This is a genomic window from Streptomyces kronopolitis, assembly GCF_014646275.1.
Lineage (GTDB): Bacteria > Actinomycetota > Actinomycetes > Streptomycetales > Streptomycetaceae > Streptomyces > Streptomyces kronopolitis.
Genome location: NZ_BMND01000004.1, coordinates 230,236 through 255,492, shown reverse-complemented (window position 1 = coordinate 255,492; position 25,257 = coordinate 230,236). Strand labels below are relative to the sequence as shown.

Below are 25,257 nucleotides of genomic sequence, written 5' to 3'. Positions count from 1 at the left end.
GCACTACACCGAGGACGGGGACGTCAGATATAGGCCCACGGTTCCCGGCAGTCTGCATGCCGCACAGACTACGCACGACCAAAACCTGCCCAGTGTTGAAATTCACTCCAAATCAGTCAGGTTGAGTAGCACGAATCGGTGATGTGACGCCGTTCACCATTCCCCCTCTTGTTCCGCCCCGGCGACCGTTCTATCGTCTGGATGTATCGAGTCGATACATCAGCGCGACATAAAGAACGCACAGACCAGGGAGGCGGAGGATGAGCAGACGTTCCGGCATCCTTGAGTTCGCCGTCCTCGGCCTGCTCCGCGAATCCCCGATGCACGGCTATGAGCTGCGGAAACGGCTCAATACCTCGCTCGGGGTCTTCCGTGCGTTCAGCTACGGCACCCTCTACCCCTGCCTCAAGGCGCTGGTCGCCAACGGCTGGCTCATCGAGGAGACGGAGGGCGCTGCGGAGGGTGTACCGGCCGCGGCGCTGACAGGGCGCCGAGCCAAGATCGTCTACCGATTGACCGCAGCGGGCAAAGAGCACTTCGAGGAGCTGCTCGCGCACTCCGGGCCGGACGCCTGGGAGGACGAGCACTTCGGCGTCCGCTTCGCGTTTTTCGGCCAGACGTCGCGCGACGTGCGGATGCGCGTGCTGGAAGGGCGCCGCAGCCGACTGGAGGAGCGCCTCGAGCGGATGCGCACCTCCCTGGCCAGGTCCCGCGACCGGCTGGACGACTACACCCTCGAGCTGCAGCGGCACGGCATGGAGTCCGTGGAGCGCGAAGTCCGCTGGCTGAACGAGCTCATCGAGAGTGAGCGTGCCGGGCGCGATCAGCGCGCACCGGGTTCCGCAGCACAGGAGCGCAACCACCAGTCAGGAGATACGGGCGGCCTGCCCCGGCACCGGGGTGGTACCCGGCCGGATCCGTCCGATGACACCACCACATGAGGTTCCGCCGTGCGGAGCCTCATCGAGATCACAGGGAGCAACCGGAATGGGTTCGGTTCGCGTAGCCATCGTCGGCGTGGGCAACTGCGCCGCCTCGCTGGTACAGGGCGTCGAGTACTACAAGGACGCCGACCCGAAGAGCCGCGTGCCCGGCCTCATGCACGTGCAGTTCGGCGAGTACCACGTGCGTGACGTCGAGTTCGTGGCCGCCTTCGACGTCGACGCCAAGAAGGTCGGGCTCGACCTCTCGGACGCCATCGGCGCCAGCGAGAACAACACCATCAAGATCTGCGACGTGCCGAACGCCGGCGTGAAGGTCCAGCGCGGCCACACCCACGACGGCCTGGGCAAGTACTACCGCCAGACCATCGAGGAGTCCACCGAGGCCCCGGTCGACGTCGTCCAGGTCCTCAAGGACAAGCAGGTCGACGTCCTGGTCTGCTACCTCCCCGTCGGCTCCGAGGACGCGGCGAAGTTCTACGCGCAGTGCGCCATCGACGCCAAGGTCGGCTTCGTCAACGCCCTCCCGGTCTTCATCGCCGGCACCAAGGAGTGGGCGGACAAGTTCACCGAGGCCGGTGTCCCGATCGTCGGTGACGACATCAAGTCGCAGGTCGGTGCCACGATCACGCACCGCGTGATGGCCAAGCTCTTCGAGGACCGGGGCGTCATCCTGGACCGCACGATGCAGCTGAACGTCGGCGGCAACATGGACTTCAAGAACATGCTCGAGCGCGAGCGCCTGGAGTCCAAGAAGATCTCCAAGACGCAGGCCGTCACCTCCCAGATCCGGGACCGCGAACTGGGCGAGGACAACGTCCACATCGGCCCCTCGGACTACGTGGCCTGGCTGGACGACCGCAAGTGGGCCTACGTCCGGCTCGAGGGCCGCGCCTTCGGCGACGTGCCGCTGAACCTGGAGTACAAGCTCGAGGTGTGGGACTCCCCGAACTCCGCGGGTGTCATCATCGACGCCCTGCGCGCCGCGAAGATCGCCAAGGACCGGGGAATCGGTGGCCCGATCCTCTCCGCGTCCTCGTACTTCATGAAGTCGCCGCCGGTGCAGTACTTCGACGACGAGGCACGAGAGAACGTCGAGAAGTTCATCAACGGCGAGGTCGAGCGCTGAGACGCCCGACGCCTCTCCCCCGCAGGCCCCCGGTTATTCCACCCGGGGGCCTGCGGGCTGTGTGAGGCTGTGCCTCATGCATGCGGTGCGCGCCCTGTCCGTCTTACTCCGGCTACGCGACTTCCGTTCGCTCCTCGCCGCACGGCTCCTGTCGCAGGCGGCCGACGGAGTGTTCCAGGTCGCCCTCGCGACGTTCGTCGTCTTCTCGCCCGAGAAACAGGCCTCACCTGCGGCCATCGCCTCCGCCATGGCGATCCTGCTGCTGCCGTACTCCCTCCTCGGGCCGTTCACCGGTGTCCTCCTCGACCGCTGGCGACGCCGCCAGGTCCTGCTGTACGGCAACCTGCTGCGGACCGTGCTGGCCATGGTGACCGCGGCGCTGGTCGCCTCCAGGGTCCCGGACTGGCTGTTCTACGCCTCGGCCCTGTCCGTGACGGCCGTGAACCGCTTCGTCCTGGCCGGCCTCTCGGCCGCGCTCCCCAGAGTGGTCAACGGCGAGCAGCAGCTGGTCATGGCCAACTCCCTTGCCCCCACTGCCGGGACGCTCGCCGCGACGGCCGGCGGCGGGCTCGCCTTCGCCATCCGGCTGGTTGGCCCGGATGTGGACGCGTTCGTCGTACTCCTCGCCGCGGCCCTCTACTTCTGCTCGGCCCTCACCTCGCTGCGGATGGCCCCGCAACTTCTCGGACCGGATGCCGCCCGCCTCCAACCCCACCTGCGGGAAGCCCTGTTGAGCACGGTGCGCGGTCTCGCGGAGGGGCTGCGCCATCTCGCCGAGCGGCGCACCGCGGCGCGCGCGCTGACCGCGATGACCCTGATCCGGTTCTGCTACGGAGCCCTGACGGTCATGGTGCTGATGCTGTGCCGGTACTCCTGGTCCGACACCGCGTCCGAGGGCCTGGCACTGCTCGGAATCACCCTCGCGGTGTCCGGCGGAGGGTTCTTCACCGCCGCTGTCGTCACCCCCTGGGCCGTCACACGGCTCACCGCGTTCGGCTGGATCGTCTGCTGTGCCGCCCTGGGCGCCGTGCTGGTGCCGACCCTGGGGCTGTTCTTCACGCCGGGCCCGATGCTGGCGGCCGCGTTCGTGCTCGGCCTCAGCACCCAAGGGACCAAGATCTCGACGGACACCATCGTGCAGTCCTCCGTCGACGACGCCTTCCGCGGCCGGGTATTCGCCCTGTACGACGTCCTGTTCAACGTCGCCTTCGTCGGCGCCGCCGCCGTCGCCGCGCTCATGCTGCCTCCGGACGGACGGTCCGTCGCGCTACTGGGCGTGGTGACCGTGCTGTACGCGCTGGTGGCGGTGATGGTGGTCCGCTTCGGCCGGGGTGAGCGGCCCTCCCTCGCGCGGTGAACCCCTCGGCTTCTGCGGCAGGTATCGCGGACCCCGATACCTTACGGGCGTCCTGCACACGCCTGACGCATCAAAACCGGGGGATCCATGACCACGCCGCCCCATCAGGGCGCGCATCCGTACGGCCAGGCGCCGTACGGGCAGCAGCCCTATGGACAGCCGCCCTACGGGCAGAGTCCCTATCCGCAGGCGCCGACGCCGCACCCCTCCTACGTTCCGCCGCAGGGTGGCTACGGCCAGCCCGCGCAGCCGCAGGCTCCCTACGGGCAGCAGCCGCAGCCCGACTACCCCATGGCCCCGCAGCAGCCGTTCCTACAGGGCGCACCTCCCGCACCGCCGCCGCGGCCCGCCAAGCGTTCCGCCAGGACCGTTCTGCGGGGCATCGGGCTCGTCATCGGGCTGGTCCTCATCGCGGTCGCCTGGATCAGCAGCATGGACGACGCGGAGTCCGCCGAGGTCGGCGACTGCGTGCACAAGTCCAGCAGCTCGCTCGATGACGGCCTTGAGGTGGTCGACTGCGGGACCTCGAAGGCCCAGTACAAGGTGACCGCCGTACACGACGGCACCACGGACACCTCCGTGTGCCCCGCGAGTCAGCCGGCCTACGTCAAGGAAACGCACCGTCGCCGGCGTGCCGACACCGCGATGGTGCTCTGTCTGACCGCCGCGAAGTAACCGGCCCGGCGGCGCCGGAAAGACGAGGAGCGGTGTTTCACGTGAAACACCGCTCCTCCTCGTTTCACGTGAAACATGGCCGCGGGTCGACCGCGCGTTTCACGTGAAACATCAGCTCTGGGTGGCCCACCAGTCCTTCAACGCGGCGATGGCCGCCTCGCGGTCCATGGGGCCGTGCTCCAGCCGGAGCTCCAGCATCTGCTGGTACGCCTTGCCGACCTCGGGCCCCGGGCGCATGCCCAGGATCTGCATGATCTCGTTGCCGTCCAGATCAGGGCGGATCGCTTCGAGCTCTTCCTGTTCCTGGAGCCGCGCGATGCGCTCCTCGAGCCCGTCGTAGGCGCGGGACAGGGCACCGGCCTTGCGCTTGTTGCGGGTGGTGCAGTCCGAGCGCGTGAGCTTGTGCAGCCGCTCCAGCTGCGGACCGGCGTCCCGCACGTACCGGCGGACCGCCGAATCCGTCCACTCGCCCGTCCCGTAGCCGTGGAAGCGCAGGTGGAGCTCCACCAGCCGCGAGACGTCCTTGATCATGTCGTTGGAGTACTTCAGCGCGGTCATCCGCTTCTTGGTCATCTTCGCGCCCACCACCTCGTGGTGGTGGAAGGAGACCCGGCCGTCCTGCTCGAACCGGCGCGTCCTGGGCTTGCCGATGTCGTGCAGCAGGGCCGCCAGCCGCAGCACGAGATCGGGACCGTCCTCCTCGAGGTCGATCGCCTGCTCCAGGACCGTCAGCGAATGCTCGTAGACGTCCTTGTGACGGTGATGCTCGTCACTCTCCAGCCGCAGCGCGGGCAGCTCGGGCAGCACCTGGGCGGCCAGACCCGAATCGACGAGCAGCCGCAGTCCCTCGCGCGGATGCGGCGCGCGGATCAGCTTGTTCAGTTCGTCCCGCACACGCTCAGCGGAGACGATCTCGATGCGCTCCGACATCGCCTTCATCGCGGCGATGACCTCGGGTGCAACCTCGAAGTCCAGCTGAGCGGCGAAGCGGGCCGCGCGCATCATCCGCAGCGGATCGTCGGAGAACGACTCCTGCGGGGTCCCCGGCGTCCGCAGGACGCGCGCCGCCAGGTCCTCCAGGCCGTCGTGCGGGTCGACGAACTCCTTCTGCGGCAGCAGCACCGCCATGGCGTTCACCGTGAAGTCCCGGCGGGCCAGATCCTGCTCGATGGAGTCCCCGTACGACACCTCCGGCTTGCGGGAGGTCCGGTCGTATGCCTCGGAGCGGTAGGTCGTGACCTCGATGTCGAACGAGTCCTTCTTGCAGCCGACCGTCCCGAAGGCGATACCGACCTCCCAGACCGCGTCGGCCCAGGGCCGGACGATCTTGAGGACGTCCTCGGGGCGGGCATCGGTGGTGAAGTCGAGGTCATTGCCGAGCCGGCCCAGCAGTGCGTCCCGGACCGAGCCTCCGACCAGGGCAAGCGTGAACCCGGCCTCCTGGAATCGACGGGCCAGGTCATCCGCGACGGGGGACACCCGCAGCAGCTCGCTCACGGCACGACGCTGGACGTGGTTCAGCGCGTTCGTCGACTGCGGGGTCCGCTCGGAGAGCGGGGCGGGGAGGTCATTGTTGGCGTTCGGCACAACAAACCAGGGTACGTGGCCGCGCAGCCCCCAGGCGTCACGTAATAAAGGGGACAGGCGGGGCGCACCACCCGCTGCGCCGCCATCATGTGGAGCAGTCCCTGGCACTCCGGCCCGGCGCACCTCGTTACCATTCGTGGACGCACATTCCGAACGACCACAGACGACGACGAGGGACGGGCTAGCGCGTGGCCGAGGCGGCAGGGTTCCAGGCGACTGAACGGCCGCGTGGTCGATGGCTGCGAAGGACTGTGACACTGCTCACTGGGGTGCTCCTTCTCGTGGGGCTGCTCCAGGTGCCGCACGCTTCCACCGCTCAGGCGGCCCCCACTGGCTCCCGCACGGTCGATGTGACGATCGACTCCATGTCCCCGCCCACGCCGTCCGAGGGCGACACGGTCACCGTCTCCGGCACGCTGATCAACGACGGCCGCAGCACGATCACCGACGCCAAGGTCGCCATGCACCGCGGCAGCGCGATCGGCGGCCGCAGCTCCATCGAGAGCCTCTCCCGCCGCACCGGCTATCTGGCGGGCGCGGACGGCGAAGCGGTCAAGGGGCACACGGAGAAGATCGACAAGCTGGAGCCCGGCGTCAGCCAGCCCTTCAGCCTCAGCGTCCCGGTCAAGGACCTCGATCTCACCAAGGACGGGGTGTACCAGCTCGGCATCTCTCTGTCAGGGCGCTCCGCCGCCGCGCCGTACGGGCAGATCCTCGGTTTCGACCGGACGTTCCTCCCCTGGCAGGAGTCCGACAGCGCGAAGAAGACGCAGCTCACGTACATGTGGCCGCTGATCTCCTCCACGCACCTCACCGCGGAGACCGACGCCGACGCCCAGCAGACACCGGTCTTCCGCGATGACGACCTCGCCGCCGAGCTCGCACCCGGTGGCCGGCTGCAGCAGATGGTCTCGCTCGCCAAGAACCTCCCGGTGACCTTCGTCGTCGACCCCGACCTGCTCGCGACGGTCGACGCGATGACCAAGTCGTACCGGGTGGACGGGCCGGACGGGCCCATGGGCAAGAACCAGGCGGTCGCCAAGCAGTGGCTGCACGAGCTCGAGGAAGCGGCCAAGACGCACGAGGTGGTCGCGCTGCCCTTCGCCGACCCCGACCTGGCCTCGCTGGCCCACCACGGCAAGGGCGTGCCCAGCGCGCTCAGCCACCTCGGTCCGGCCACCGACCTCGCCGACAAGACCGTGGACACGATCCTCGGCGTCAAACCGCGCACGGACTTCGCCTGGCCCGTGGACGGCGCGATCGACTCCTCCATCGTCGATGTCGCGACCTCGGCCGGCGCACACAACGTGATCACCCGCAGCGACAGCCTCCGCGAGGCGGGCGGGCTGTCCTACACGCCGACGGCCGCCCGGCCCATCGGCGGCGGCAACACCGCCGTCGTCGCGGACGCGCAGCTCTCGCGGGCCTTCGAAGGCGATATGTCGAAGGCGGGAAACACCGCCCACGCGGTCCAGGAGTTCCTCGCCCAGACCGAGATGATCAACCTTGAGGACCCCGGTCGGCAGCGCAGCGTCGTCGTCGCACCGCAGCGCATGCCCACGGTCAGCCAGGCCCAGGCGATGGCCACCGCGCTGCGGGACCTCAAGCAGTCCGGCCGCTGGACCCAGCCGCTGAGCCTTGGCGGCGCCGCCAAGGCCAAGCCCGACCGCGCGGCCACCCGCCACGTCCCCAGCGGCAGCTCCTACCCGTCCTCGCTGCGCCGGAAGGAGCTCCCCACCGATGCCTTCCGGCAGATCCAGGGCACCCAGGACGCGCTGGACGACTACCAGGTGATCCTGGCCCACCCGGAGCGCGTGGTGACGCCGTTCGGCAACGCCATAATGCGGGAGATGTCGACGCAGTGGCGGGGCAATCCCACCGGTGCCAAGGCGTTCCGCCACTCGGTGCGCAGCTATCTCGACGGCCTGACCAAGAAGGTGCACCTGATCCAGAAGTCGGAGGCCACGCTCTCCGGGCGCAGCGCCACCATTCCGGTGACGGTCCAGAACAACCTGGTCCAGGGCGTCAGGGACATGAAGCTGAAGCTGACCTCCTCGCAGCCCAACCGACTGGACGCGGGGAAGACGCAGACGATCACGGTGGACGGCGGGCACAGCCAGTCCTTCAAGTTCGACACCACCGCGAACGCGAACGGCCGGGCGTGGGTGACCGCCCAGCTCTACACCTCGGACGGAAAGCCCTACGGTGACCCCATGACGTTCCAGGTGAACGTCACGGAGATCACCGCGACGGTGATGCTCGTCATCGCGGGCGGCGTGCTGCTGCTCGTCCTCGCCGGCGTCCGGATCTACCTCCAGCGCAAGCGGGCGGCCGGCCGGCGGGCCGAGGACGGGACCGACGGAGACGGCACCGACGGCGATTCAGGCACGGACGGCGACAACGGCGGCACCGACGGCGACCAGCCCGAGCAGCCGAGTGACCCCACGCCGGACACCGGTTCGGAAAGCTCCGACCCGTCCGGCTCAGGTGAGAAAGTGGACCGTTGATAGATGGCGGGGCCGGATGGCCGGCGACGGATGAGGTGGGGCAGCGATGAATGCGCCGTACGACGGTGACCGGGGCCGGGGCGCCAATGGCGACCCCAACGGGCCGGTCCCTCCGACGCCCCCGTTGCCCGCGGACCAGGACCCCTACGTCCAGGACGCCTACCGCAACGATCCACACCGCGCACAGGACCCGACGACACGGGACCCGGTGGCCGAGGCGTTCCACGACCGCGCCGCGCACCCGCCGCAGGACCAGCCCACGCAGCCGCTCTACCCGCAGCCTGCCGCCGGCCGGCACGCCCCCGATCAGCAGCGGTGGGCCTCCCCTCCGCCGTCCGAGCCGCAGGGCCCCGGCCGCGGTCTCCCGTACGCCGACGCCGCCGCGACCACCCAGTCCATGGGCGTCGACGACCTGATGACCCAGGCCGCCCAGGACGCTCCCGAGCCGGACGCCTTCGCGCATCTCTACCGCGACCAGCAGCACTACGAGTCCCAGCACCCCGCCGCCCCCGCGGCTCCGGGCCCTGAGGCCGTACCGCAGCAGCCCGTGCCGGAGCCGGAGCCCGCCCCCGTGGCGGCGGCCGGCAAGCCGTCCGGTGGCCGCGCCTCCGGCCTGCTCAAGTCCAGCGCGGTGATGGCCGCCGGCACGATGGTGTCCCGTCTGACGGGCTTCGTCCGCTCGGCGCTGATCGTCGCGGCGCTCGGCGGCGCGGTCCTCGGTGACTCCTGGCAGGTCGCCTACCAGCTCCCGACCATGATCTTCATCCTGACCATCGGCGGCGGTCTGAACTCCGTCTTCGTGCCGCAGCTGGTGCGCGCGATGAAGGAGGACGACGACGGCGGCGAGGCCTACGCGAACCGGCTGCTGACGCTGGTCGTCGTGGTCCTCGGCGTGCTGACCGTGCTGGCCGTCGTGGCCGCGCCGCTCCTGGTGAAACTGGTCTCCTTCGACATCTCCCGCGATCCGGCGGCCAACGAGGTCGCGGTCGCGTTCACCCGCTACTGCGTGCCCACGATCTTCTTCATGGGTCTGCACGTGGTGATGGGGCAGATCCTCAACGCCCGCGGCCGCTTCGGCGCGATGATGTGGACCCCGGTCCTCAACAACATCGTCATGATCGCCACCTTCGGCCTGTTCATCTGGGTCTACGGCACGGCGAAGACCTCGCACATCGGCGTGACCACCATCCCCGACGAGGGCATCCGGCTCCTGGGCATCGGCACCCTCCTCGGGCTCGTGGTCCAGGCGCTGGCCATGATCCCGTACCTCCGCGACGCGGACTTCAGGCTCCGGCTGCGGTTCGACTGGCGCGGCCACGGCCTGGGCAAGGCCGCCAAGCTCGCCAAGTGGACCGTGCTGTTCGTGCTCGCCAACCAGGCGGGCGTCCTCGTCGTCACCCAGCTCTCCACCTGGGCCGGAAAGACCGCCGACCAGCAGGGGCACCCGGGCACCGGCTTCATCTCGTACGCCAGCGCCCAGCTCATCTGGAACATGCCGCAGGCGATCATCACCGTCTCCGTGATGGCGGCGCTGCTGCCGCGTCTGGCACGGTCCGCGCACGACGGTGACACCGGAGCCGTCCGCGACGACATGTCGCAGGGCCTGCGCACCTCCGCCGTCGCCATCGTCCCGATCTCGTTCGGCTTCCTCTCCCTCGGCATCCCGCTCTGCACGCTGGTCTACGGCTCGTCCGGCGCCGGGATCCCGATGGGTTACATGCTGATGGCCTTCGGTGTGGGGCTGATCCCGTTCTCGGTGCAGTACGTCGTCCTGCGCGCCTTCTACGCGTACGAGGACACCCGCACCCCCTTCTACAACACGGTGATCGTCGCCGCGGTCAACGCCGCCGCCTCCGCCCTGTGCTTCCTGGTCCTGCCGGCCCGCTGGGCCGTGGTCGGCATGGCGGCCTCCTACGGCCTGGCGTACATCATCGGCGTGGGCGTGGCCTGGCGGCGTCTGGGCAAGCGCATGGACGGCGATCTCGACACGGCGCACGTCGTCCGGACCTATGCGCGGCTGGCCGGCGCGAGCATCCCGGCCACGATCATCTCCGGGGCGGCGGTCTACGGCATCATGCAGACACTGGGCAGCGGGGTCCTCGGCTCGCTGTCCGCCCTGATCGTCGGCGCTGCCGCGCTGCTGGCGGTGTTCTACGTCGCCGCACGCAAAATGCGCATCGAGGAACTGAACGCCCTGGTCGGCATGGTCCGGTCGAAGCTGGGGCGCTGAGGGAGCACAACCATCGACTGCCACCGTGTGTCGTGCATAGTGGCGGACTGTGGGCACAATTGTCTTGGCTCATTGAGCCTGCAACGGATGGGGAGGCAGGAACGACGGTGGCGGAACGGAGCACGGCTGCCGTCGACGTGGCTGACACGAGCGGTGAAGAACCGCCGACCGCCAAGGCGGGTAAGGCCACGGACGACGGTGCTAAGGCCGAGAAGGTATCCGGCGGGGAAAACGACGCCGCAGGCACCCCTGAGGAGCGTGCCGAGGCGATCGAAGCCCAGCCACCGGAACTGCACAGCGGCCACAAGCTTGCCAGACGCTATCGCCTCGAGGAGTGCGTCACCCGTCTGGACGGATTCAGCAGCTGGCGCGCGGTCGACGAGAAGCTGCGCCGCGCCGTCGGCGTGCACATTCTGCCCGCCGAGCACCCGCGGGCCCGGCCGGTGCTGTCCGCCGCCCGTTCCTCGGCACTGCTCGGTGACCCCCGGTTCGTGCAGGTCCTGGACGCCGTCGAGGAGAACGACCTCGTCTACGTCGTCCACGAATGGCTGCCGGACGCCACCGAGCTCACCACGGTGCTGGCCAACGGCCCGCTGGAGCCGCACGACGCCTACCAGCTCGTCAGCCAGGTCTCCCAGGCCATGGCCGCCGCACACCGCGAGGGGCTGTCCCATCTGCGGATCACCCCCGGCTCGGTGCTGCGCACGGAGTCCGGGCAGTACCGCATCCGTGGCCTGGCCGTCATGGCGGCGCTGCGCGGCATCACCTGCGAGCACCCGCAGCGCACGGACACCGAGGCGATCGGCGCGCTCCTCTACGCCGCGCTGACCCAGCGCTGGCCGTACGAGAACGACGCCCATGGCCTCACCGGCCTGCCGAAGGGCGTCGGGCTCATCGCGCCGGACCAGGTGCGTGCCGGCGTGCACCGCGGGCTGTCGGAGCTCGCCATGCGCGCGCTGATCAACGACGGCGCCACGGCCTCCCGCCAGGAACCGCCGTGCACCACTCCCGAGGAACTGGCCGCGGCCGTCGCCGCCATGCCGCGCATCCGGCCGCCGGAGACCGCTTTCGCCACGCCCCCGCCCTACCAGCGCACGGGGTACCAGCAGGGCAGCCACCGGCAGGCGTCGGCCCACAGCGGCCCCTCCGTCCGCCAGACGCAGCCTGTGGCCACGCCTCCGCCGCCGCTGCAGAGCCGCACCGGCCGGGCGCTGAAGTGGTCCGTCTCCGCGCTGCTCATCGCGGCGCTGGGCCTGGGCAGCTGGCAGCTGGCGGACACCCTGCTGAAGCGGGAGAACGACCAGGACAAGACGCAGAACTCCCAGCCGCAGCAGGGCTCCAAGAAGAAGCCCGCGAAGCCGCTGTCGATCGCCGGCGCCACGGAGTTCTCTCCGCTGGGGGAGGCCTTCTCCGAGGACAAGGCGTCCGCCGCGGCGGACGGCGATCCGTCGACCGCGTGGGTCACCAAGCGGTTCAAGGGGTGGCCGAACTTCGGGAACCTCCCGAACCGCAAGGACGGCAGCGGCATCGTCATAGACCTCGGCAGTGCCAAAGACGTGGCCGGCGTGCAGGTCAGCATGTACCGCCCGGGACAGACCACGGAGGTTCTGGCCGCCGCCCCCTCCGCGTCGAATCCGACCTCGCTCAGTGACTTCTCCCAGCGGCTCTCGAAGTCGTCGAAGGCCGGGGACAAGCTCACGGTGAAGCCGGACAAGCCGGTGAAGACCCGGTACCTCCTGATCCACATCACCGAGCTGCCCAGTGACGGCGAAGCGGACTGGTTCCGCGGCGGAATCTCCGATGTGAAGGTCACCGGCTGAGCCGCCGGTGACCCGGCCGACGATCCACTGACTGCGCAGAGACCGGCGCCGAACCCATGAGGTTCGGCGCCGGAATGCTTTATGGCCTCAGACGGGGCAGAAGCAGTGCCATAAGCTATGCGCCGGGCCTTGCGACCGAGGAACGATCTTGGTGAGATCACGTCAGTCCCAAAGGGAGGGGGGTCCTTTCATGAGCTCGCTGGACGACCGCAGCGATCAAGACCTCCTCAGCCTCCACGTCGACGGCGACCCCGATGCCTTCGGGGAGATCGTCCGCCGCCATCGCGACCGGCTCTGGGCGGTGGCGCTGCGCACTCTGGGCGACCGCGAAGAGGCCGCCGACGCCGTGCAGGACGCCTTGGTGTCCGCCTATCGCGCGGCCCATACCTTCCGCGGCCAGTCCGCCGTCACCACCTGGCTGCACCGCATCACGGTCAATGCCTGCCTCGACCGAGCCCGTAAGGCCACCTCACGGCGCACCTCGCCGGTCGCCGAGACCGAGCGGCTGGAGCAGCTTCTCGAACCGGAGGAATCCGCGGCGGCACCCGCCGAGCGCAAGGACCTGCACCGCGAACTGCTCGGCGCCCTGCGCACCCTTCCCGAGGAACAGCGTGCCGCTCTGGTCCTCGTCGATATGCAGGGATACCCCGTGGCCGAGGCCGCGGAGATCCTCGATATCCCGACGGGAACGGTGAAGAGCCGCTGCGCACGGGGCCGTGCTCGGCTCCTGCCTTTGGTCACCCATCTGCGCACCGACGACGGGGGTAGCGAACCCGCGGGCCGGGGAAGGAACCGGGCGCAGGGGACATCCGTCCCACCGACGGCAGGACCGAAGGACAAAGGTGCCGTGAAGGGCGGAGGTGGGCGAGCGTGACATCGACTACCGGCACGGGGGAGCACCCCACGGGTGACCATCCGGAGGTCTCCGAGATCTCCGAGCTCACGGACGGACTGCTGTCCCCCACGCGCACCGCGGAGCTGCGCCACCATCTCGCCACCTGCGTGCTGTGCGAGGACGTCTATGCCTCCCTGGAGGAGATCCGGGCGCTCCTCGGCACACTCCCCGGCCCGGCGCGGATGCCGGCCGACGTTGCCGGCCGCATCGATGCCGCCCTCGCGGCCGAGGCGCTGCTGGATGCCACCACTCCCGCCGGCGGGGTGACTGTTTCACGTGAAACAGTCACCGCACCGATCACCGTTTCACGTGAAACCAAGGACGAGCCGCCCAGCCGCGGCGCGTCCACCCGGCCCGCGGGGCGTCCCCGCGGCTCCTCCGGCCCGGGCCGGCAGTCGCCGGGCGGCCGCTCGTCCCGCGCGCGGCGCTGGCCCCGGATCCTGCTCGGTACCGCCGCGGCCGCGGCGGTCCTCAGCTTTGGTGGTCTGCTCCTCCAGAACGCCGCCGGCGACGGTACGCAGGCAAGCGCCCCTCACCGGGATGCGAGCACGGAGAAGAGCACCGCAGCCGCAGGCGAGCTGACCGCAGCCAGCCTCGGCTCCCACGTCCAGCAGCTGCTCGCGTCCAAGGGCTCCCACAAGACGCCGGACGTCGGCGCCCGCAGCTCCCCCGACAGCCCGCTGCGTGGCACTGCCAGCACCATTCCGTCGTGCGTACGCCAGGGGATCGGGCGTCCGGAAGCACCGCTCGCCTCCAGCCACACCCGCTATCAGGGCAAGGACGCCTACCTCGTGGTGCTGCCGGACCCGAGTGACCCACAGCGCGTCTCCGCCTATGTCATCGCGTCCTCGTGTGTCTCCGCCGCCCCGCCCGCTCCCGGGAAGGTCCTGCTGACGCACTCGTACCAGCGAGACTGAGCGACGAGACGTGCGCTGTGACACTCCGGGAATGCTCGCCCCGTAGGATCCGTTGGGTGGGGTGAGAGGTTCCGAGAGCCCCAGCAAGCAGTCGGCAGAGACAAGGAAGACACCCGTGAGCGACGTCCGCAACGTGATCATCATCGGCTCCGGGCCCGCGGGCTACACCGCAGCGCTCTACACCGCCCGCGCGTCCCTGAAGCCGCTGGTCTTCGAAGGTGCTGTCACCGCCGGAGGCGCGCTGATGAACACCACCGACGTGGAGAACTTCCCCGGCTTCCGCGACGGCATCATGGGGCCGGACCTGATGGACAACATGCGCGCCCAGGCCGAGCGCTTCGGCGCCGAGCTGGTGCCGGATGACGTCACCGCGGTCGACCTCTCCGACGAGATCAAGACCGTCACCGACTCCGCCGGAACGGTGCACCGCGCCAGGACCGTGATCGTCACCACCGGGTCCCAGCACCGCAAGCTCGGTCTGCCTCGTGAGGACGAGCTGTCCGGCCGCGGCGTCTCCTGGTGCGCGACGTGCGACGGCTTCTTCTTCAAGGACCAGGACATCGCCGTGATCGGCGGCGGCGACACCGCGATGGAAGAGGCCACGTTCCTCTCCCGCTTCGCCAAGTCGGTGACGGTCGTCCACCGTCGCGACACCCTGCGCGCCAGCAAGGCGATGCAGGAGCGTGCCTTCGCCGACCCGAAGATCAAGTTTGTGTGGGACAGCGAGGTCGCCGAGCTGCACGGCGAGAACAAGCTGTCGGGCCTGACGCTGCGCAACCTCAAGACCGGCGAGACCTCCGAGCTCCCGGTCACCGGCCTGTTCATCGCGATCGGCCATGACCCGCGGACCGAGCTGTTCAAGGGTCAGCTGAAGCTCGACGACGACGGCTACCTCAAGGTCGAGGCGCCCAGCACGCGGACCAACCAGACCGGTGTCTTCGCCGCCGGCGATGTCGTCGACCACACCTACCGTCAGGCGATCACCGCGGCCGGCACCGGCTGCTCCGCCGCCCTCGACGCCGAGCGGTTCCTCGCCGCGCTGTCGGACGGCGAGGCGACGGCCGAGCCGGACAAGACCGCCGCCGTCTGACCCGCGCACCCCGCTTTCCCACCACCCACCCAGTAAGGAGATTGCCATGGCCGGCGCCACGGTGACCGTCACGGACGACAACTTCGAAGAGGTCGTTCTCAAGAGCGACAAGCCCGTTCTCGTGGACTTCTGGGCCACCTGGTGCGGTCCGTGCCGCCAGGTCGCCCCGTCCCTGGAGGCCATTGCCGCCGAGCATGACGAGATCGTCATCGCCAAGCTGAACACCGACGAGAACCCGGCGACCACCGCCAAGTACGGCGTCATGTCGATCCCGACGATGAACGTCTACCAGGGCGGCGAGGTCGTGAAGACGATCGTCGGCGCCAAGCCGAAGGCCGCGATCGTGCGCGACCTGGAGGACTACCTCGCCTGACGAGGCACCTCGTCACGTTTCACGGGAAACGGGTCCACTCCGTGAGGGGTGGGCCCGTTCTCTGTTTCGCGGGATGTTTCACGTGAAACATCCGCGCCTCAGAGAGGCCGCAGCGCGGGCTCCTTCTGCACCGCCCCCAACAGGCGGTCGAGAGCCAGCTCGACGTCTTCCTTCCACGAGATCGTGGTCCGCAGTTCCAGGCGCAGCCGGGGAAAGCGGGGGTGGGGCCGTACGGTCTTGAAGCCCACCGCGAGGAGATGATCGGCAGGCAGGACACATGCCGGCTCGCTCCAACGGGCATCGCCAAAGGCTTCGATGGCCTTGAACCCGCGCTGGATGAGGTCCTTGGCGACCGTCTGGACCATCACGCGCCCCAGCCCCTGGCCCTGGTAGCCGGGAATCAGCCAGGCCGTCAGCAGCTGCACCGCGTCCGGCGACACCGGGCTGGTGGGGAAGGCCGTGGAGCGCGGCACATAGGCCGGCGGGGCATACATCACGAAGCCCACGGGCACCTCGTCGACATAGACCACCCGTCCGCAGGAGCCCCACTCCAGCAGCACCGCCGAGATCCAGGCTTCCTTCTCCAGCTCGGGGCGGCCCGCCTTTACCGCGGCCTCACCGCTGACGGGGTCGAGCTCCCAGAAGACACAGGAGCGGCAGCGCTTGGGGAGATCCGGAAGGTTGTCCAGCGTGAGCGGTACGAGCCGACGGCCCATGAATCCAGGTCCTCACTTCCCTCGCCCGCCGTACCGCGCAGCACCGTCAGTGCCGCCTGCTCCCTGAGCAGACCTCCAACGAATCCTCCGACGGCTGCGAGGCTGAACCCCGCGGCCAACAGTCCGGTGCGGCTCACCGATCGCATGGCCCTCTCCTCGGTATGAGGTGTCTCCACATGGATGCGTGCCATACCCGAACGCATCGTAACCACCCTTTACGGGCGCGGGTACCGCAAGAGAGCAAAGGGCGGGCCGTGTTCCGGTATGGCCCCCGGAACACGGCCCGCCCCGGGCCGAAGTGTCAGCTCACTCTTCTTCGTTGCTCTCCTCGGCCAGGGTCTGGCCGAGGACGCGCCCCTCGCCCGGGGCAAGGGTGCCGAGGATGCGCTCCAGGTCGTCCATCGAGGCGAACTCGACGACGATCTTGCCCTTCTGCTGTCCCAGATCGACCTTCACCCGGGTCTCGAACCGGTCGGACAGCCGAGAGGCCAGACCCGTGAGCGCGGGGGACACCCGGGCACCCGCACGCGGCCCCTTGGCCTTGGTCGCGTTCTTGGGGGTCGTCCCCATCAGCGTGACGATCTCTTCGACCGAACGGACCGAGAGCCCCTCGGCCACGATGCGGCGCGCGAGGTGGTCCTGCTCTTCCGAGTCCTCCACGGAGAGCAGGGCTCGGGCGTGTCCGGCCGAGAGCACTCCGGCGGCAAGCCGCTTCTGTACGGACGGCGAGAGCTTCAGCAGCCGCAGTGTGTTGGAGACCTGGGGACGCGAACGCCCGATCCGGTCGGCCAGCTCGTCATGCGTGCAGGCGAAGTCCTTCAGCAACTGGTCATAGGCGGCTGCCTCTTCCAGCGGGTTCAGCTGTGCCCGGTGGAGGTTCTCCAGCAGCGCATCGAGCAGCAGCTTCTCGTCGTCGGTGGCCCGTACGATCGCGGGAATCTTCTCCAGGCCGGCCTCACGGCACGCGCGCCAGCGGCGCTCGCCCATGATGAGTTCATACCGTCCCGGTCCCGTCTGACGGACGACCACCGGCTGGAGCAGTCCGACCTCCTTGATGGAGGTGACCAGCTCGGCAAGGGCGTCCTCGTCGAAGACCTCGCGCGGCTGGCGCGGGTTCGGCTTGATCGCGTCCAGCGGCACCTCGGCGAAGTGCGCACCGGACACCTCTGCGACACCCGTCTCCGAGGACTCCCGGCCGGCGGGTACGTCCGTTTCACGTGAAACACCGTGCGCCGGCAGCGAGGTCACCTTGGCCGCCGCCACTCCTCGCTCCGGGGCCAAGACGGGTACGGACGAGGGTGACGTCGCGCCCTGTCCGGTGGTCCCGACATGGTCCGTGCTCTGCGGTGCCGCGGGGATCAGCGCACCGAGCCCACGGCCCAGGCCTCTACGTCGTTCGCTCACTGAGTCCCCTCCGAGATGCTGTGCTGTGCTTCATAGTTCACGCTGAGGCCCTGGCCCCCGGTCTGCGGGACCCCGCGCAGTGCGATCTCGCGGGCCGCTTCGAGGTAGGACAGCGAGCCACTGGATCCCGGGTCATAGGTGAGCACCGTCTGCCCGTAGCTGGGTGCTTCCGAGATGCGCACCGACCGGGGAATGCTCGTACGGAGCACCTCGTGACCGAAGTGGCTGCGCACCTCGTCGGCGACCTGGGAGGCCAGCCGGGTGCGCCCGTCGTACATGGTGAGCAGGATCGTCGAGACATGGAGCGTGGGGTTCAGATGTCCCCGCACCAGATCGACGTTCCGCAGCAGCTGGCCCAGTCCCTCGAGGGCGTAGTACTCGCACTGAATCGGGATCAGTACCTCGGCGCCGGCCACCAGCGCGTTCACCGTCAGCAGGCCGAGGGAGGGCGGACAGTCGATGAAGATGTAGTCCAGCGGCTGTTCATACGCCTTGATGGCCCGGTCCAGCCGGCTCTCGCGCGCCACCAGCGAGACCAGCTCGATCTCCGCGCCGGCCAGATCGATCGTGGCGGGCGCGCAGAAGAGGCCCTCGACATCCAGGACCGGCTGCACCACATCGGAGAGCGGCTTGCTCTCCACCAGCACGTCGTAGATCGACGGAACCTCGGAGTGATGGTCGATCCCCAGTGCCGTGGACGCGTTGCCCTGGGGGTCGAGGTCGATCACCAGCACCCGTGCACCGTGCAGAGCCAAGGAGGCCGCCAGGTTCACCGTGGTCGTGGTCTTGCCGACCCCGCCCTTCTGGTTGGCAACCACCATGACCCGGGTCTGTTCAGGCCGGGGCAGCCCCTCGCCCGCGCGGCCGATAGCCTCCACCGCCAGCTGAGCTGCACGACCGATCGGGGTGTCGTCCATCGGGGGCGGCGTTTCACGTGAAACGTCGTCCCCGAACGACTCGCTACGGGGACCGGGGACCGGATCGGTCATCGGTCCCGCGATGTTGGCGTCGGACCGCAAGGGTTCACTCTCCTCGACAGAGGGCTCGCAATGTTCAGAGCCTGCCATGCTTTCGGTGTCGTGAACCAGTGAGGTCCGCTCTCCTGTGGACGAACCCACGTCTGTGGATACTTCCCTGACCCTTGTGGGCCGGTGGTCGCGCGGCGCGGCGGCCGCACGACCACGGCCGATGATGCCTTGCAGCAGAGAACGACGTTTCACGTGAATCACGATGCCAGCGTCACGTCTGATTGAGCCGCGACACTCCGCCTTGTGTCGTTTTGGTGGCATTTGCGGAATTCACCGAGTCCGGTGCACGGATCGGCGCGTTCCACGTCTTCCTACGTGCTGATCCGCCTCACTGCGGCATCAGCGCCGGCGTCCCCTCGACACCCGGTTCACTCGGGCCGCCTTCGCCCGCTTGGCCGCGAAGCGCACTCCGCCGGGGCTCTCGCCGACCTCGACCCGTACGACGGTCGAGGGAGGATCCACGATCCCCTCGCCCACATGCACCACCGAGGTCTCCACCACGCCGAGCTTGCTCAGCGCCGCCCGGGCACCCTTGAGCTCCTCCTCCGCGGCATCGCCCTTGAGCGCCAGCATCTCCCCGTAGGGACGCAGCAGGGGAACGCCCCAGCCGGCCAGCCGGTCGAGCGGGGCCACCGCGCGCGCCGTCACCACATGCACCTGCGGAAGCTTGCCCATGACCTCTTCGGCCCGGCCGCGCACCACGGTGACATGGTCCAGCCCCAGCAGCTCGACGACCTCCTGGAGGAAGTTCGTACGCCGCAGCAGCGGCTCCAGGAGCGTGATCTTGAGGTCCGGGCGCACCAGGGCGAGTGGGATACCGGGCAGCCCCGCCCCCGAGCCCACGTCACAGACCGAGACGCCCTCGGGCACCACCTCGGAGAGCACGGCGCAGTTCAACAGGTGTCGCTCCCACAGGCGCGGAACCTCGCGCGGGCCGATGAGCCCTCGCGTCACGCCGGCGTCGGCGAGCAGTTCGCCGTACCGCACGGCCTCCGCATAGTGCTCGCCGAAAACCTCCTCCGCCGCCTTCGGCGCGGGAGGGAGCTCCGCTGCTGCCTCCGTCACGGGGAACCGCCCTTTCTTTGGACTGCTTTTCCTGCCGGGTATCCGGGTCAGGCACCCGGGATAACACAGAACGCTGACAACTTTTGGCCCCGCCTGCGAACAGACGGGGCCAAGAGAAACGGGAGCGCTGAGCGGTCAGGCCGGGAGAACTACCACTCGGCGCTGCGGCTCCTCGCCTTCGGACTCGCTCCGGAGCCCGGCGGCGGCCACCGCGTCATGAACGACCTTGCGCTCGAAGGGAGTCATCGGGTCGAGCTTCACCGGCTCGCCGGTGCCCTTGGCCTCCTCGGCCGCCTTCGCACCGATCTCCGCGAGCTCCTCGCGCTTGCGCGCCCGGAAGCCGGCGATGTCCAGCATCAGACGGGTGCGGTCACCGGTCTCGCGGTGGACGGCCAGCCGGGTCAGCTCCTGCAGCGCCTCCAGCACCTCGCCGTCACGGCCCACCAGCTTCTGCAGGTCGCGGCTGGTCGAGTCGCTGATGATCGACACGGCGGCGCGGTCGGCCTCGACATCCATGTCGATGTCGCCGTCGAGGTCGGCGATGTCCAGCAGACCCTCGAGGTAGTCGGCCGCGATCTCGCCTTCCTGCTCAAGGCGGCTCAGGGTGTCGGTGCCCTCGGCGGCAGGGGTCGTGTCCGTCACGAAAGGGACTCCTTCTACTTCTTCGACGGGTGCTTGGGCTGCTGGCCCTTGCGCTGTCCGGACTTGGTCGTGCGGGACCCGGAGGCGGCGCCCTTCTCCTTGCCGCCCTGCGCGTCCTTCTTGTCCAGCGACTGCTTCTTCCCGGCACCCTGGCCGGAGCCCGCCGTGCCGGCGTCCGTGTCACGCGCCGAAGACGCGGCACGCGTGCGGTTCTGGGCACCGCCCGCCGGGGCGCCGCCGGTCTGCCGCTTGGCCTTCGTCTGGCGCTTGGGCTGCTGGCGGTTCTGGCGCGCCTCCTCGGCGGCCTGCTTCGCCTCGACCACGGCCGGGTCCTCGACGATCTTGCCCTGGGCCCGCAGCCGCTCCTGGCGCTCCGCGAAGGCCTTGCTGCCCGGGGTCGGGTTACGACGGATGACGAACATCTGCTGGCCCATGGTCCACACGTTGGTGGTCAGCCAGTAGACGAGAACACCGACGGGGAAGTTGATGCCGAAGACGGCGAACATGATGGGGAAGACGTACATCAGCATCTTCTGCTGCTGCATGAACGGCGTCTTCACCGTGAGGTCGACGTTCTTGGTCATCAGCTGGCGCTGCGTGTAGAACTGCGACGCCGACATCAGGACGATCATGATGATCGTGACCACGCGGACGTCGATCACCGAAGCGCCGAGGCTCTGGATCTTCTCCGCGCTGTCCATGAACTTCGCCGCCAGCGGCGCACCGAAGATGTGCGCCCGCTGCGCGCTCTCCAGCAGCGGCTGGTCGATGACGCCGACCGTCTTGTTCTGCGCGATGTGGCTCAGAACCTGGTACAGCGAGATGAAGAACGGCGACTGGGCCAGAATCGGGAGACAGCTCGAGAGCGGGTTGGTGCCCGTCTCCTTGTAGAGCTTCATCATCTCTTCGGACTGGCGCTGCTTGTCGCTCTTGTAGCGCTCCTGGATCGCCTTCATCTTCGGCTGAAGCGCCTGCATGTTCCGCGTCGACTTGATCTGCTTCACGAAGAGCGGGATCAGGCAGATACGGATCAGCACCACCAGCGAGACGATGGACAGACCCCACGCCGCGCCACTGTCCTTGTCAAAGATGAGGCTGTAGAACGAGTGGAACTGGACGATGATCCAGGAAACAGCGATATAGAGGGGACTGAGGATCGTGTCCACGAATCAGGCTCCTTGGACGTTGGGCTGAGTCTCGGGCTGGGCGACAGGCTCAGGGACGGTGGGCCCGCCCAGGCGGCTCCTCAGCCGCTGATGCCAAACCGGACGCTTCCGGGGAGGGACGTGGTCGACGCCCCCGAGCGACCACGGATTGCAACGCAGGATGCGCCAGGCTGTCAGCGCAGTCCCTTTCACCGCGCCGTGCCGGTCGATGGCCGTATAGCCATAGTGCGAGCACGACGGGTAGTACTTGCAGACCGGTCCCAGCAGGGGGCTGATGGTCCACTGGTAGATCTTGATCAAAAGCAGCAGCGGATACTTCACTGTGCGCTCCCTCCCGGGTCCCGTCCGGAGCTCCGGGGGCCCGCGGGGCAGCTGCTGTCGGTCGCAGCCGCCGAGGGATGGCGGCCTCTCGGCACCCCTCCCAGCAGCCGCTCGAAGGCGGCGTCCAGGTCGCGGGCCAGCTGATCGTGATCCGCGTCACCCGCGCCGGGCAGGGCCCGTACGACAACCAGGCTACCGGCGGGCAGCCGGTCCAGCCGATCGCGCACGAGATGACGGAGTCTGCGCTTGACCTTGCTGCGCACGACAGCGATTCCCACTGCCTTGCTCACGACGAAACCCGCACGTGCCGGGGGAACACTTTCCCCCGACCCGTGCGGGTCCGTTGCACCGCTACGAAAATGAACGACAAGGAGCGGGCGCCCGGCCCTGCGTCCCCGGCGTACCGCGGTCGCAAAGTCCTCGCGCCGCCTCAGCCGATACTCGGAAGGCAGCACGTCATGGACCTAGTTTTCCGGCTGCTCAGGCAGACAGGCGGGCGCGACCCTTGCCACGGCGGGACGCGAGAATCGCGCGGCCGGCACGGGTCCGCATGCGCAGACGGAAGCCGTGGGTCTTCGCGCGGCGGCGGTTGTTCGGCTGGAAGGTGCGCTTGCTCACTCGGGGGCTCCAGGAATGCTTGTTGTCTCAAGGAGAGACAGATGTGGGGCGTCGACTGGCTGTCACCGTGCGCCCACGAGTAGCTCGCAACGCCTAAGTGCACCGCTACACGATCACTCGAGCGTGATCTTTGCCCATCGGAGGCAGGCGGCAGCAGCCATCGACAACTCGACCTGGTCACGGTACGCGCGGCTACGCCATCCGGTCAAACCGGCTCCTCGGCCGCCCGTTCCGGCCTCGCGCCGGGACACACTATGCACAGCCTGTGGACAACAACTTGAATCCCCAGGCCCGCCCTGACTACCGTGGCTGAACTCCGATTCCTTCCCGCCCGTCCTGAGAATCACACATTCGTGGGACTGTGAGAGAGCGTGCCCTGTGGCTGATGTGCCTGCCGATCTTGCCGCAGTGTGGCCTCGCGTGCTCGATCGTCTCCTTCGTGCGGAGATCGACGGGATCAAGGCCAAGGACCAGGATTGGCTCAGGCGCACCCAGCCGCTGGCGCTCGTCGCCGACACCGCGCTGCTCGCCGTGCCCAATGAATTCGCCAAGACGGTGTTCGAGGGCCGCCTGGCACCGCTGATCGGGGAGGCCCTCAGCCACGAGTGCGGCCGCCCGATCCGGATCGCGATCACCGTGGACGACTCCTCCGAGGAGCCCGCGACACCGCCCGCGCCCCCTGCCCACCAGCAGCACCAGCCGCCTCAGCAGCAGGCCCAGCATTCTCAGCAGTCCCATCAGCAGTCGCACCAGCAGTCTCGTCAGTCGCAGCAGCACGAGCAGTACGACGGTTACGAGACCCGCCACGACAGCCGGCACGACAACCGGCAGGGCTACGGGCACCAGGGCGACGACCTGCCGGACGTCCGGCCCGCCTATCCGGACTACCAGCAGCCCCGGCACGAGCCGGGCGGCTGGCCGCAGCACTCCCCCATGGCCGGCGGTCCCGGCCCGCGCGACGACTACGGCTGGCAGCAGCACTCCGGCGGCTTCCCCGACCGCGACCCGTACGCCTCCCCGTCGTCCCATGTCTCGCAGCACCAGCAGCGGCAGAACGACTACCGGGGGCAGAGCTCCGACCGCAACGGGCCGCCGCAGCACTCCGACGGCCCGCGCTCCCGCTACGACCAGCCGCGCCGTGATCTGTCCGAGCACCAGCCCGGCGGGCACGGCGGCCGCCCGGGCATCCCCGGCTCCGGCCCCGGCCCCGTGCTTCCGGCACCCAGCGGCGCGCCCAGCCCGCTGGCGGCCCAGCCCGCGCCGGCCACCGGTCCCGGTGAGCCGACCGCGCGGCTGAACCCGAAGTACCTCTTCGACACCTTCGTCATCGGCGCCTCGAACCGCTTCGCGCACGCCGCCGCGGTCGCCGTCGCCGAGGCGCCGGCCAAGGCCTACAACCCCCTGTTCATCTATGGGGAATCGGGCCTCGGCAAGACCCACCTGCTGCACGCGATCGGGCACTACGCACGGAGTCTGTATCCGGGCACCCGGGTGCGGTACGTGAGCTCGGAGGAGTTCACCAACGAGTTCATCAACTCCATCCGCGACGGCAAGGCGGACGCGTTCCGCAAGCGCTACCGCGACATGGACATCCTGCTGGTCGACGACATCCAGTTCCTGGCGAGCAAGGAGTCGACGCAGGAGGAGTTCTTCCACACCTTCAATACGCTGCACAACGCGAACAAGCAGATCGTGCTCTCCAGTGACCGGCCGCCCAAGCAGCTGGTCACCCTGGAGGACCGGCTGCGCAACCGCTTCGAGTGGGGCCTGATCACCGACGTCCAGCCGCCCGAGCTGGAGACCCGGATCGCGATCCTCCGGAAGAAGGCGGTGCAGGAGCAGCTGAACGCGCCGCCGGAGGTGCTGGAGTTCATCGCGTCCCGGATCTCGCGCAACATCCGCGAGCTGGAGGGCGCGCTGATCCGGGTCACCGCGTTCGCCTCCCTCAACCGGCAGCCGGTGGACCTGGGGCTGACCGAGATCGTGCTGAAGGATCTGATCCCGGGGGGCGAGGACGCCGCGCCGGAGATCACCGCGACGGCGATCATGGCCTCGACGGCCGACTACTTCGGGCTGACCATCGACGACCTGTGCGGCTCCTCACGCAGCCGGGTGCTGGTGACCGCCCGCCAGATCGCCATGTATCTGTGCCGCGAGCTGACCGATCTCTCGCTGCCGAAGATCGGCGCGCAGTTCGGCGGCCGGGACCACACGACCGTGATGCACGCCGACCGGAAGATCCGCGCGCTGATGGCCGAGCGGCGCTCGATCTACAACCAGGTCACCGAGCTGACCAACCGCATCAAGAACGGCTGAGGCCGGCGCCACGGCGCCACGGCGCCGCACCGGCCACTACGGACGCCCAGGGGCGCTCCGGGACCCGCTCCCGGAGCGCCCTTCGTCGTACGGGGAGGGGAGGGAAGGGAAGGGGAGGGAAGGGGAGGGAAGGGAAGGGAAGGGAAGGGAGGCAGGGCAGGGGGCGGCAGGGAGACAGCGGGAGGGGAGGCGGTCTCGGCCTCCGGCCGTTCCGGGCGTTCCTGCCTCGCGCGCCGCGTTCCCGTCCCGTTCCCGACCAGCGCGCCGGCGCTCTCCCCGCCCCGCTCCGAGCACGTCCCGAGCGCCTCCCGCGCCGCCCCGAGCACGTCCCCCGACCCGCTCCGAGCACGTCCCGAGCCGCCTCAGAGGGTCTTCCGGGCCGCTGCAGAGGCCCTCACGCCGCGGATCGACGCGCCCCGGCGCCGTCCCAAACCTGTGGAGCGGGCCGGCTGTGTTCGAT

Annotated in this window: 21 protein-coding genes and 1 pseudogene; 12 read left to right on the top strand and 10 right to left on the bottom strand. The window is 69.1% G+C overall.

Translation table 11 applies throughout. The features are described 5' to 3' along the window. Window positions 1-260: 260 nt before the first annotated feature. The 4 genes from IEY78_RS07295 to IEY78_RS07280 all read left to right on the top strand — a co-directional run bounded on the left by IEY78_RS07295 (window position 261) and on the right by IEY78_RS07280 (window position 4,102). Window positions 261-941: a PadR family transcriptional regulator gene (locus IEY78_RS07295; RefSeq protein ID WP_189096750.1), complete on the top strand. Its 681-nt coding sequence runs from the start codon at window positions 261-263 to the stop codon at window positions 939-941. A gap of 46 nt (window positions 942-987) precedes the next feature. After that, window positions 988-2,070, top strand: coding sequence for an inositol-3-phosphate synthase (locus IEY78_RS07290; RefSeq protein ID WP_189096749.1), 1,083 nt, complete (start codon window positions 988-990; stop codon window positions 2,068-2,070). Window positions 2,071-2,146: 76 nt separating this feature from the next. Further along, window positions 2,147-3,427 (top strand): MFS transporter, encoded by a 1,281-nt coding sequence (locus tag IEY78_RS07285; protein ID WP_189096748.1) that lies wholly within the window; start codon window positions 2,147-2,149, stop codon window positions 3,425-3,427. Window positions 3,428-3,514: 87 nt separating this feature from the next. Continuing rightward, window positions 3,515-4,102 carry an LppU/SCO3897 family protein gene (locus tag IEY78_RS07280; RefSeq protein ID WP_189096747.1) on the top strand — a complete coding sequence of 196 codons (588 nt, stop codon included), beginning with the start codon at window positions 3,515-3,517 and terminating at the stop codon, window positions 4,100-4,102. Window positions 4,103-4,213: 111 nt separating this feature from the next. Here the strand turns inward: IEY78_RS07280 and IEY78_RS07275 are convergent, their stop codons facing one another. Further along, window positions 4,214-5,689 carry a CCA tRNA nucleotidyltransferase gene (locus tag IEY78_RS07275; RefSeq protein WP_189096746.1) on the bottom strand — a complete coding sequence of 492 codons (1,476 nt, stop codon included), beginning with the start codon at window positions 5,687-5,689 and terminating at the stop codon, window positions 4,214-4,216. Window positions 5,690-5,940: 251 nt separating this feature from the next. Here IEY78_RS07275 and IEY78_RS07270 point away from each other — a divergent pair, with 251 nt between their 5' ends. The 7 genes from IEY78_RS07270 (at window position 5,941) to trxA (ending at window position 15,521) form a co-directional block, all read left to right on the top strand. Continuing rightward, window positions 5,941-8,196 carry a DUF6049 family protein gene (locus tag IEY78_RS07270; protein WP_229699752.1) on the top strand — a complete coding sequence of 752 codons (2,256 nt, stop codon included), beginning with the start codon at window positions 5,941-5,943 and terminating at the stop codon, window positions 8,194-8,196. A 46-nt stretch (window positions 8,197-8,242) separates the two neighbouring features. Next, window positions 8,243-10,426, top strand: coding sequence for a murein biosynthesis integral membrane protein MurJ (murJ, locus tag IEY78_RS07265; protein WP_189096745.1), 2,184 nt, complete (start codon window positions 8,243-8,245; stop codon window positions 10,424-10,426). A gap of 107 nt (window positions 10,427-10,533) precedes the next feature. After that, window positions 10,534-12,246 (top strand): protein kinase family protein, encoded by a 1,713-nt coding sequence (locus tag IEY78_RS07260; RefSeq protein WP_189096744.1) that lies wholly within the window; start codon window positions 10,534-10,536, stop codon window positions 12,244-12,246. Between the two features lie 190 nt (window positions 12,247-12,436). Continuing rightward, window positions 12,437-13,120, top strand: coding sequence for an RNA polymerase sigma factor SigM (gene sigM, locus IEY78_RS07255; protein ID WP_189096743.1), 684 nt, complete (start codon window positions 12,437-12,439; stop codon window positions 13,118-13,120). Continuing rightward, window positions 13,117-14,058 carry an RsmA family anti-sigma factor gene (locus IEY78_RS07250; protein WP_189096742.1) on the top strand — a complete coding sequence of 314 codons (942 nt, stop codon included), beginning with the start codon at window positions 13,117-13,119 and terminating at the stop codon, window positions 14,056-14,058. Before sigM ends, IEY78_RS07250 begins: the two co-directional genes overlap by 4 nt. Window positions 14,059-14,173: 115 nt before the next feature. After that, the gene (trxB, locus tag IEY78_RS07245) at window positions 14,174-15,148 is read left to right on the top strand and encodes a thioredoxin-disulfide reductase (RefSeq protein ID WP_189096741.1); all 975 of its coding nucleotides are present in this window, start codon (window positions 14,174-14,176) and stop codon (window positions 15,146-15,148) included. 46 nt (window positions 15,149-15,194) lie between these two features. Beyond that, window positions 15,195-15,521, top strand: a complete 327-nt coding sequence (gene trxA, locus IEY78_RS07240) for a thioredoxin (protein WP_006604416.1) — start codon at window positions 15,195-15,197, stop codon at window positions 15,519-15,521. A 98-nt stretch (window positions 15,522-15,619) separates the two neighbouring features. Here the strand turns inward: trxA and IEY78_RS07235 are convergent, their stop codons facing one another. The 9 genes and pseudogenes from IEY78_RS07235 to rpmH all read right to left on the bottom strand — a co-directional run bounded on the left by IEY78_RS07235 (window position 15,620) and on the right by rpmH (window position 22,481). Beyond that, the gene (locus tag IEY78_RS07235; protein ID WP_030075726.1) at window positions 15,620-16,237 is read right to left on the bottom strand and encodes a GNAT family N-acetyltransferase; all 618 of its coding nucleotides are present in this window, start codon (window positions 16,235-16,237) and stop codon (window positions 15,620-15,622) included. Window positions 16,238-16,543: 306 nt separating this feature from the next. Further along, a complete protein-coding gene (locus tag IEY78_RS07230; RefSeq protein WP_189096740.1) occupies window positions 16,544-17,641 on the bottom strand; it encodes a ParB/RepB/Spo0J family partition protein in 1,098 nt (365 codons plus the stop codon). Beyond that, window positions 17,638-18,708, bottom strand: coding sequence for an AAA family ATPase (locus tag IEY78_RS07225; protein ID WP_189096739.1), 1,071 nt, complete (start codon window positions 18,706-18,708; stop codon window positions 17,638-17,640). The genes IEY78_RS07230 and IEY78_RS07225 overlap by 4 nt, the downstream gene beginning before the upstream one ends. A 300-nt stretch (window positions 18,709-19,008) precedes the next feature. Beyond that, the gene (gene rsmG / locus IEY78_RS07220; RefSeq protein WP_189096738.1) at window positions 19,009-19,734 is read right to left on the bottom strand and encodes a 16S rRNA (guanine(527)-N(7))-methyltransferase RsmG; all 726 of its coding nucleotides are present in this window, start codon (window positions 19,732-19,734) and stop codon (window positions 19,009-19,011) included. A gap of 135 nt (window positions 19,735-19,869) precedes the next feature. Beyond that, window positions 19,870-20,376: a Jag family protein gene (locus tag IEY78_RS07215; protein ID WP_189096737.1), complete on the bottom strand. Its 507-nt coding sequence runs from the start codon at window positions 20,374-20,376 to the stop codon at window positions 19,870-19,872. A gap of 14 nt (window positions 20,377-20,390) precedes the next feature. Then, window positions 20,391-21,542, bottom strand: a complete 1,152-nt coding sequence (yidC, locus tag IEY78_RS07210) for a membrane protein insertase YidC (RefSeq protein WP_189096736.1) — start codon at window positions 21,540-21,542, stop codon at window positions 20,391-20,393. A 3-nt stretch (window positions 21,543-21,545) separates the two neighbouring features. Then, entirely contained in the window at window positions 21,546-21,863 is a 318-nt protein-coding gene (yidD, locus tag IEY78_RS07205; protein WP_042150996.1) for a membrane protein insertion efficiency factor YidD, read from the bottom strand. A gap of 86 nt (window positions 21,864-21,949) precedes the next feature. Beyond that, window positions 21,950-22,318 (bottom strand): annotated as a pseudogene (gene rnpA, locus IEY78_RS07200) (ribonuclease P protein component); the annotation flags it as partial. 25 nt (window positions 22,319-22,343) lie between these two features. After that, window positions 22,344-22,481, bottom strand: coding sequence for a 50S ribosomal protein L34 (rpmH, locus tag IEY78_RS07195; protein WP_003949374.1), 138 nt, complete (start codon window positions 22,479-22,481; stop codon window positions 22,344-22,346). 378 nt (window positions 22,482-22,859) lie between these two features. Here rpmH and dnaA point away from each other — a divergent pair, with 378 nt between their 5' ends. Continuing rightward, a complete protein-coding gene (gene dnaA / locus IEY78_RS07190; RefSeq protein ID WP_189096734.1) occupies window positions 22,860-24,797 on the top strand; it encodes a chromosomal replication initiator protein DnaA in 1,938 nt (645 codons plus the stop codon). Window positions 24,798-25,257: the final 460 nt, after the last annotated feature.

Bases quoted from the DNA above. Each gene is read 5' to 3' on its own strand.
- IEY78_RS07285 (WP_189096748.1), top strand. From the start codon at position 2,147: ATGCATGCGGTGCGCGCCCTGTCCGTCTTACTCCGGCTACGCGACTTC.
- IEY78_RS07295 (WP_189096750.1), top strand. From the start codon at position 261: ATGAGCAGACGTTCCGGCATCCTTGAGTTCGCCGTCCTCGGCCTGCTC.
- murJ (WP_189096745.1), top strand. From the start codon at position 8,243: ATGAATGCGCCGTACGACGGTGACCGGGGCCGGGGCGCCAATGGCGAC.
- IEY78_RS07225 (WP_189096739.1), bottom strand. From the start codon at position 18,708: ATGGCAGGCTCTGAACATTGCGAGCCCTCTGTCGAGGAGAGTGAACCC.
- IEY78_RS07235 (WP_030075726.1), bottom strand. From the start codon at position 16,237: ATGGGCCGTCGGCTCGTACCGCTCACGCTGGACAACCTTCCGGATCTC.
- IEY78_RS07280 (WP_189096747.1), top strand. From the start codon at position 3,515: ATGACCACGCCGCCCCATCAGGGCGCGCATCCGTACGGCCAGGCGCCG.
- sigM (WP_189096743.1), top strand. From the start codon at position 12,437: ATGAGCTCGCTGGACGACCGCAGCGATCAAGACCTCCTCAGCCTCCAC.
- IEY78_RS07290 (WP_189096749.1), top strand. From the start codon at position 988: ATGGGTTCGGTTCGCGTAGCCATCGTCGGCGTGGGCAACTGCGCCGCC.
- trxA (WP_006604416.1), top strand. From the start codon at position 15,195: ATGGCCGGCGCCACGGTGACCGTCACGGACGACAACTTCGAAGAGGTC.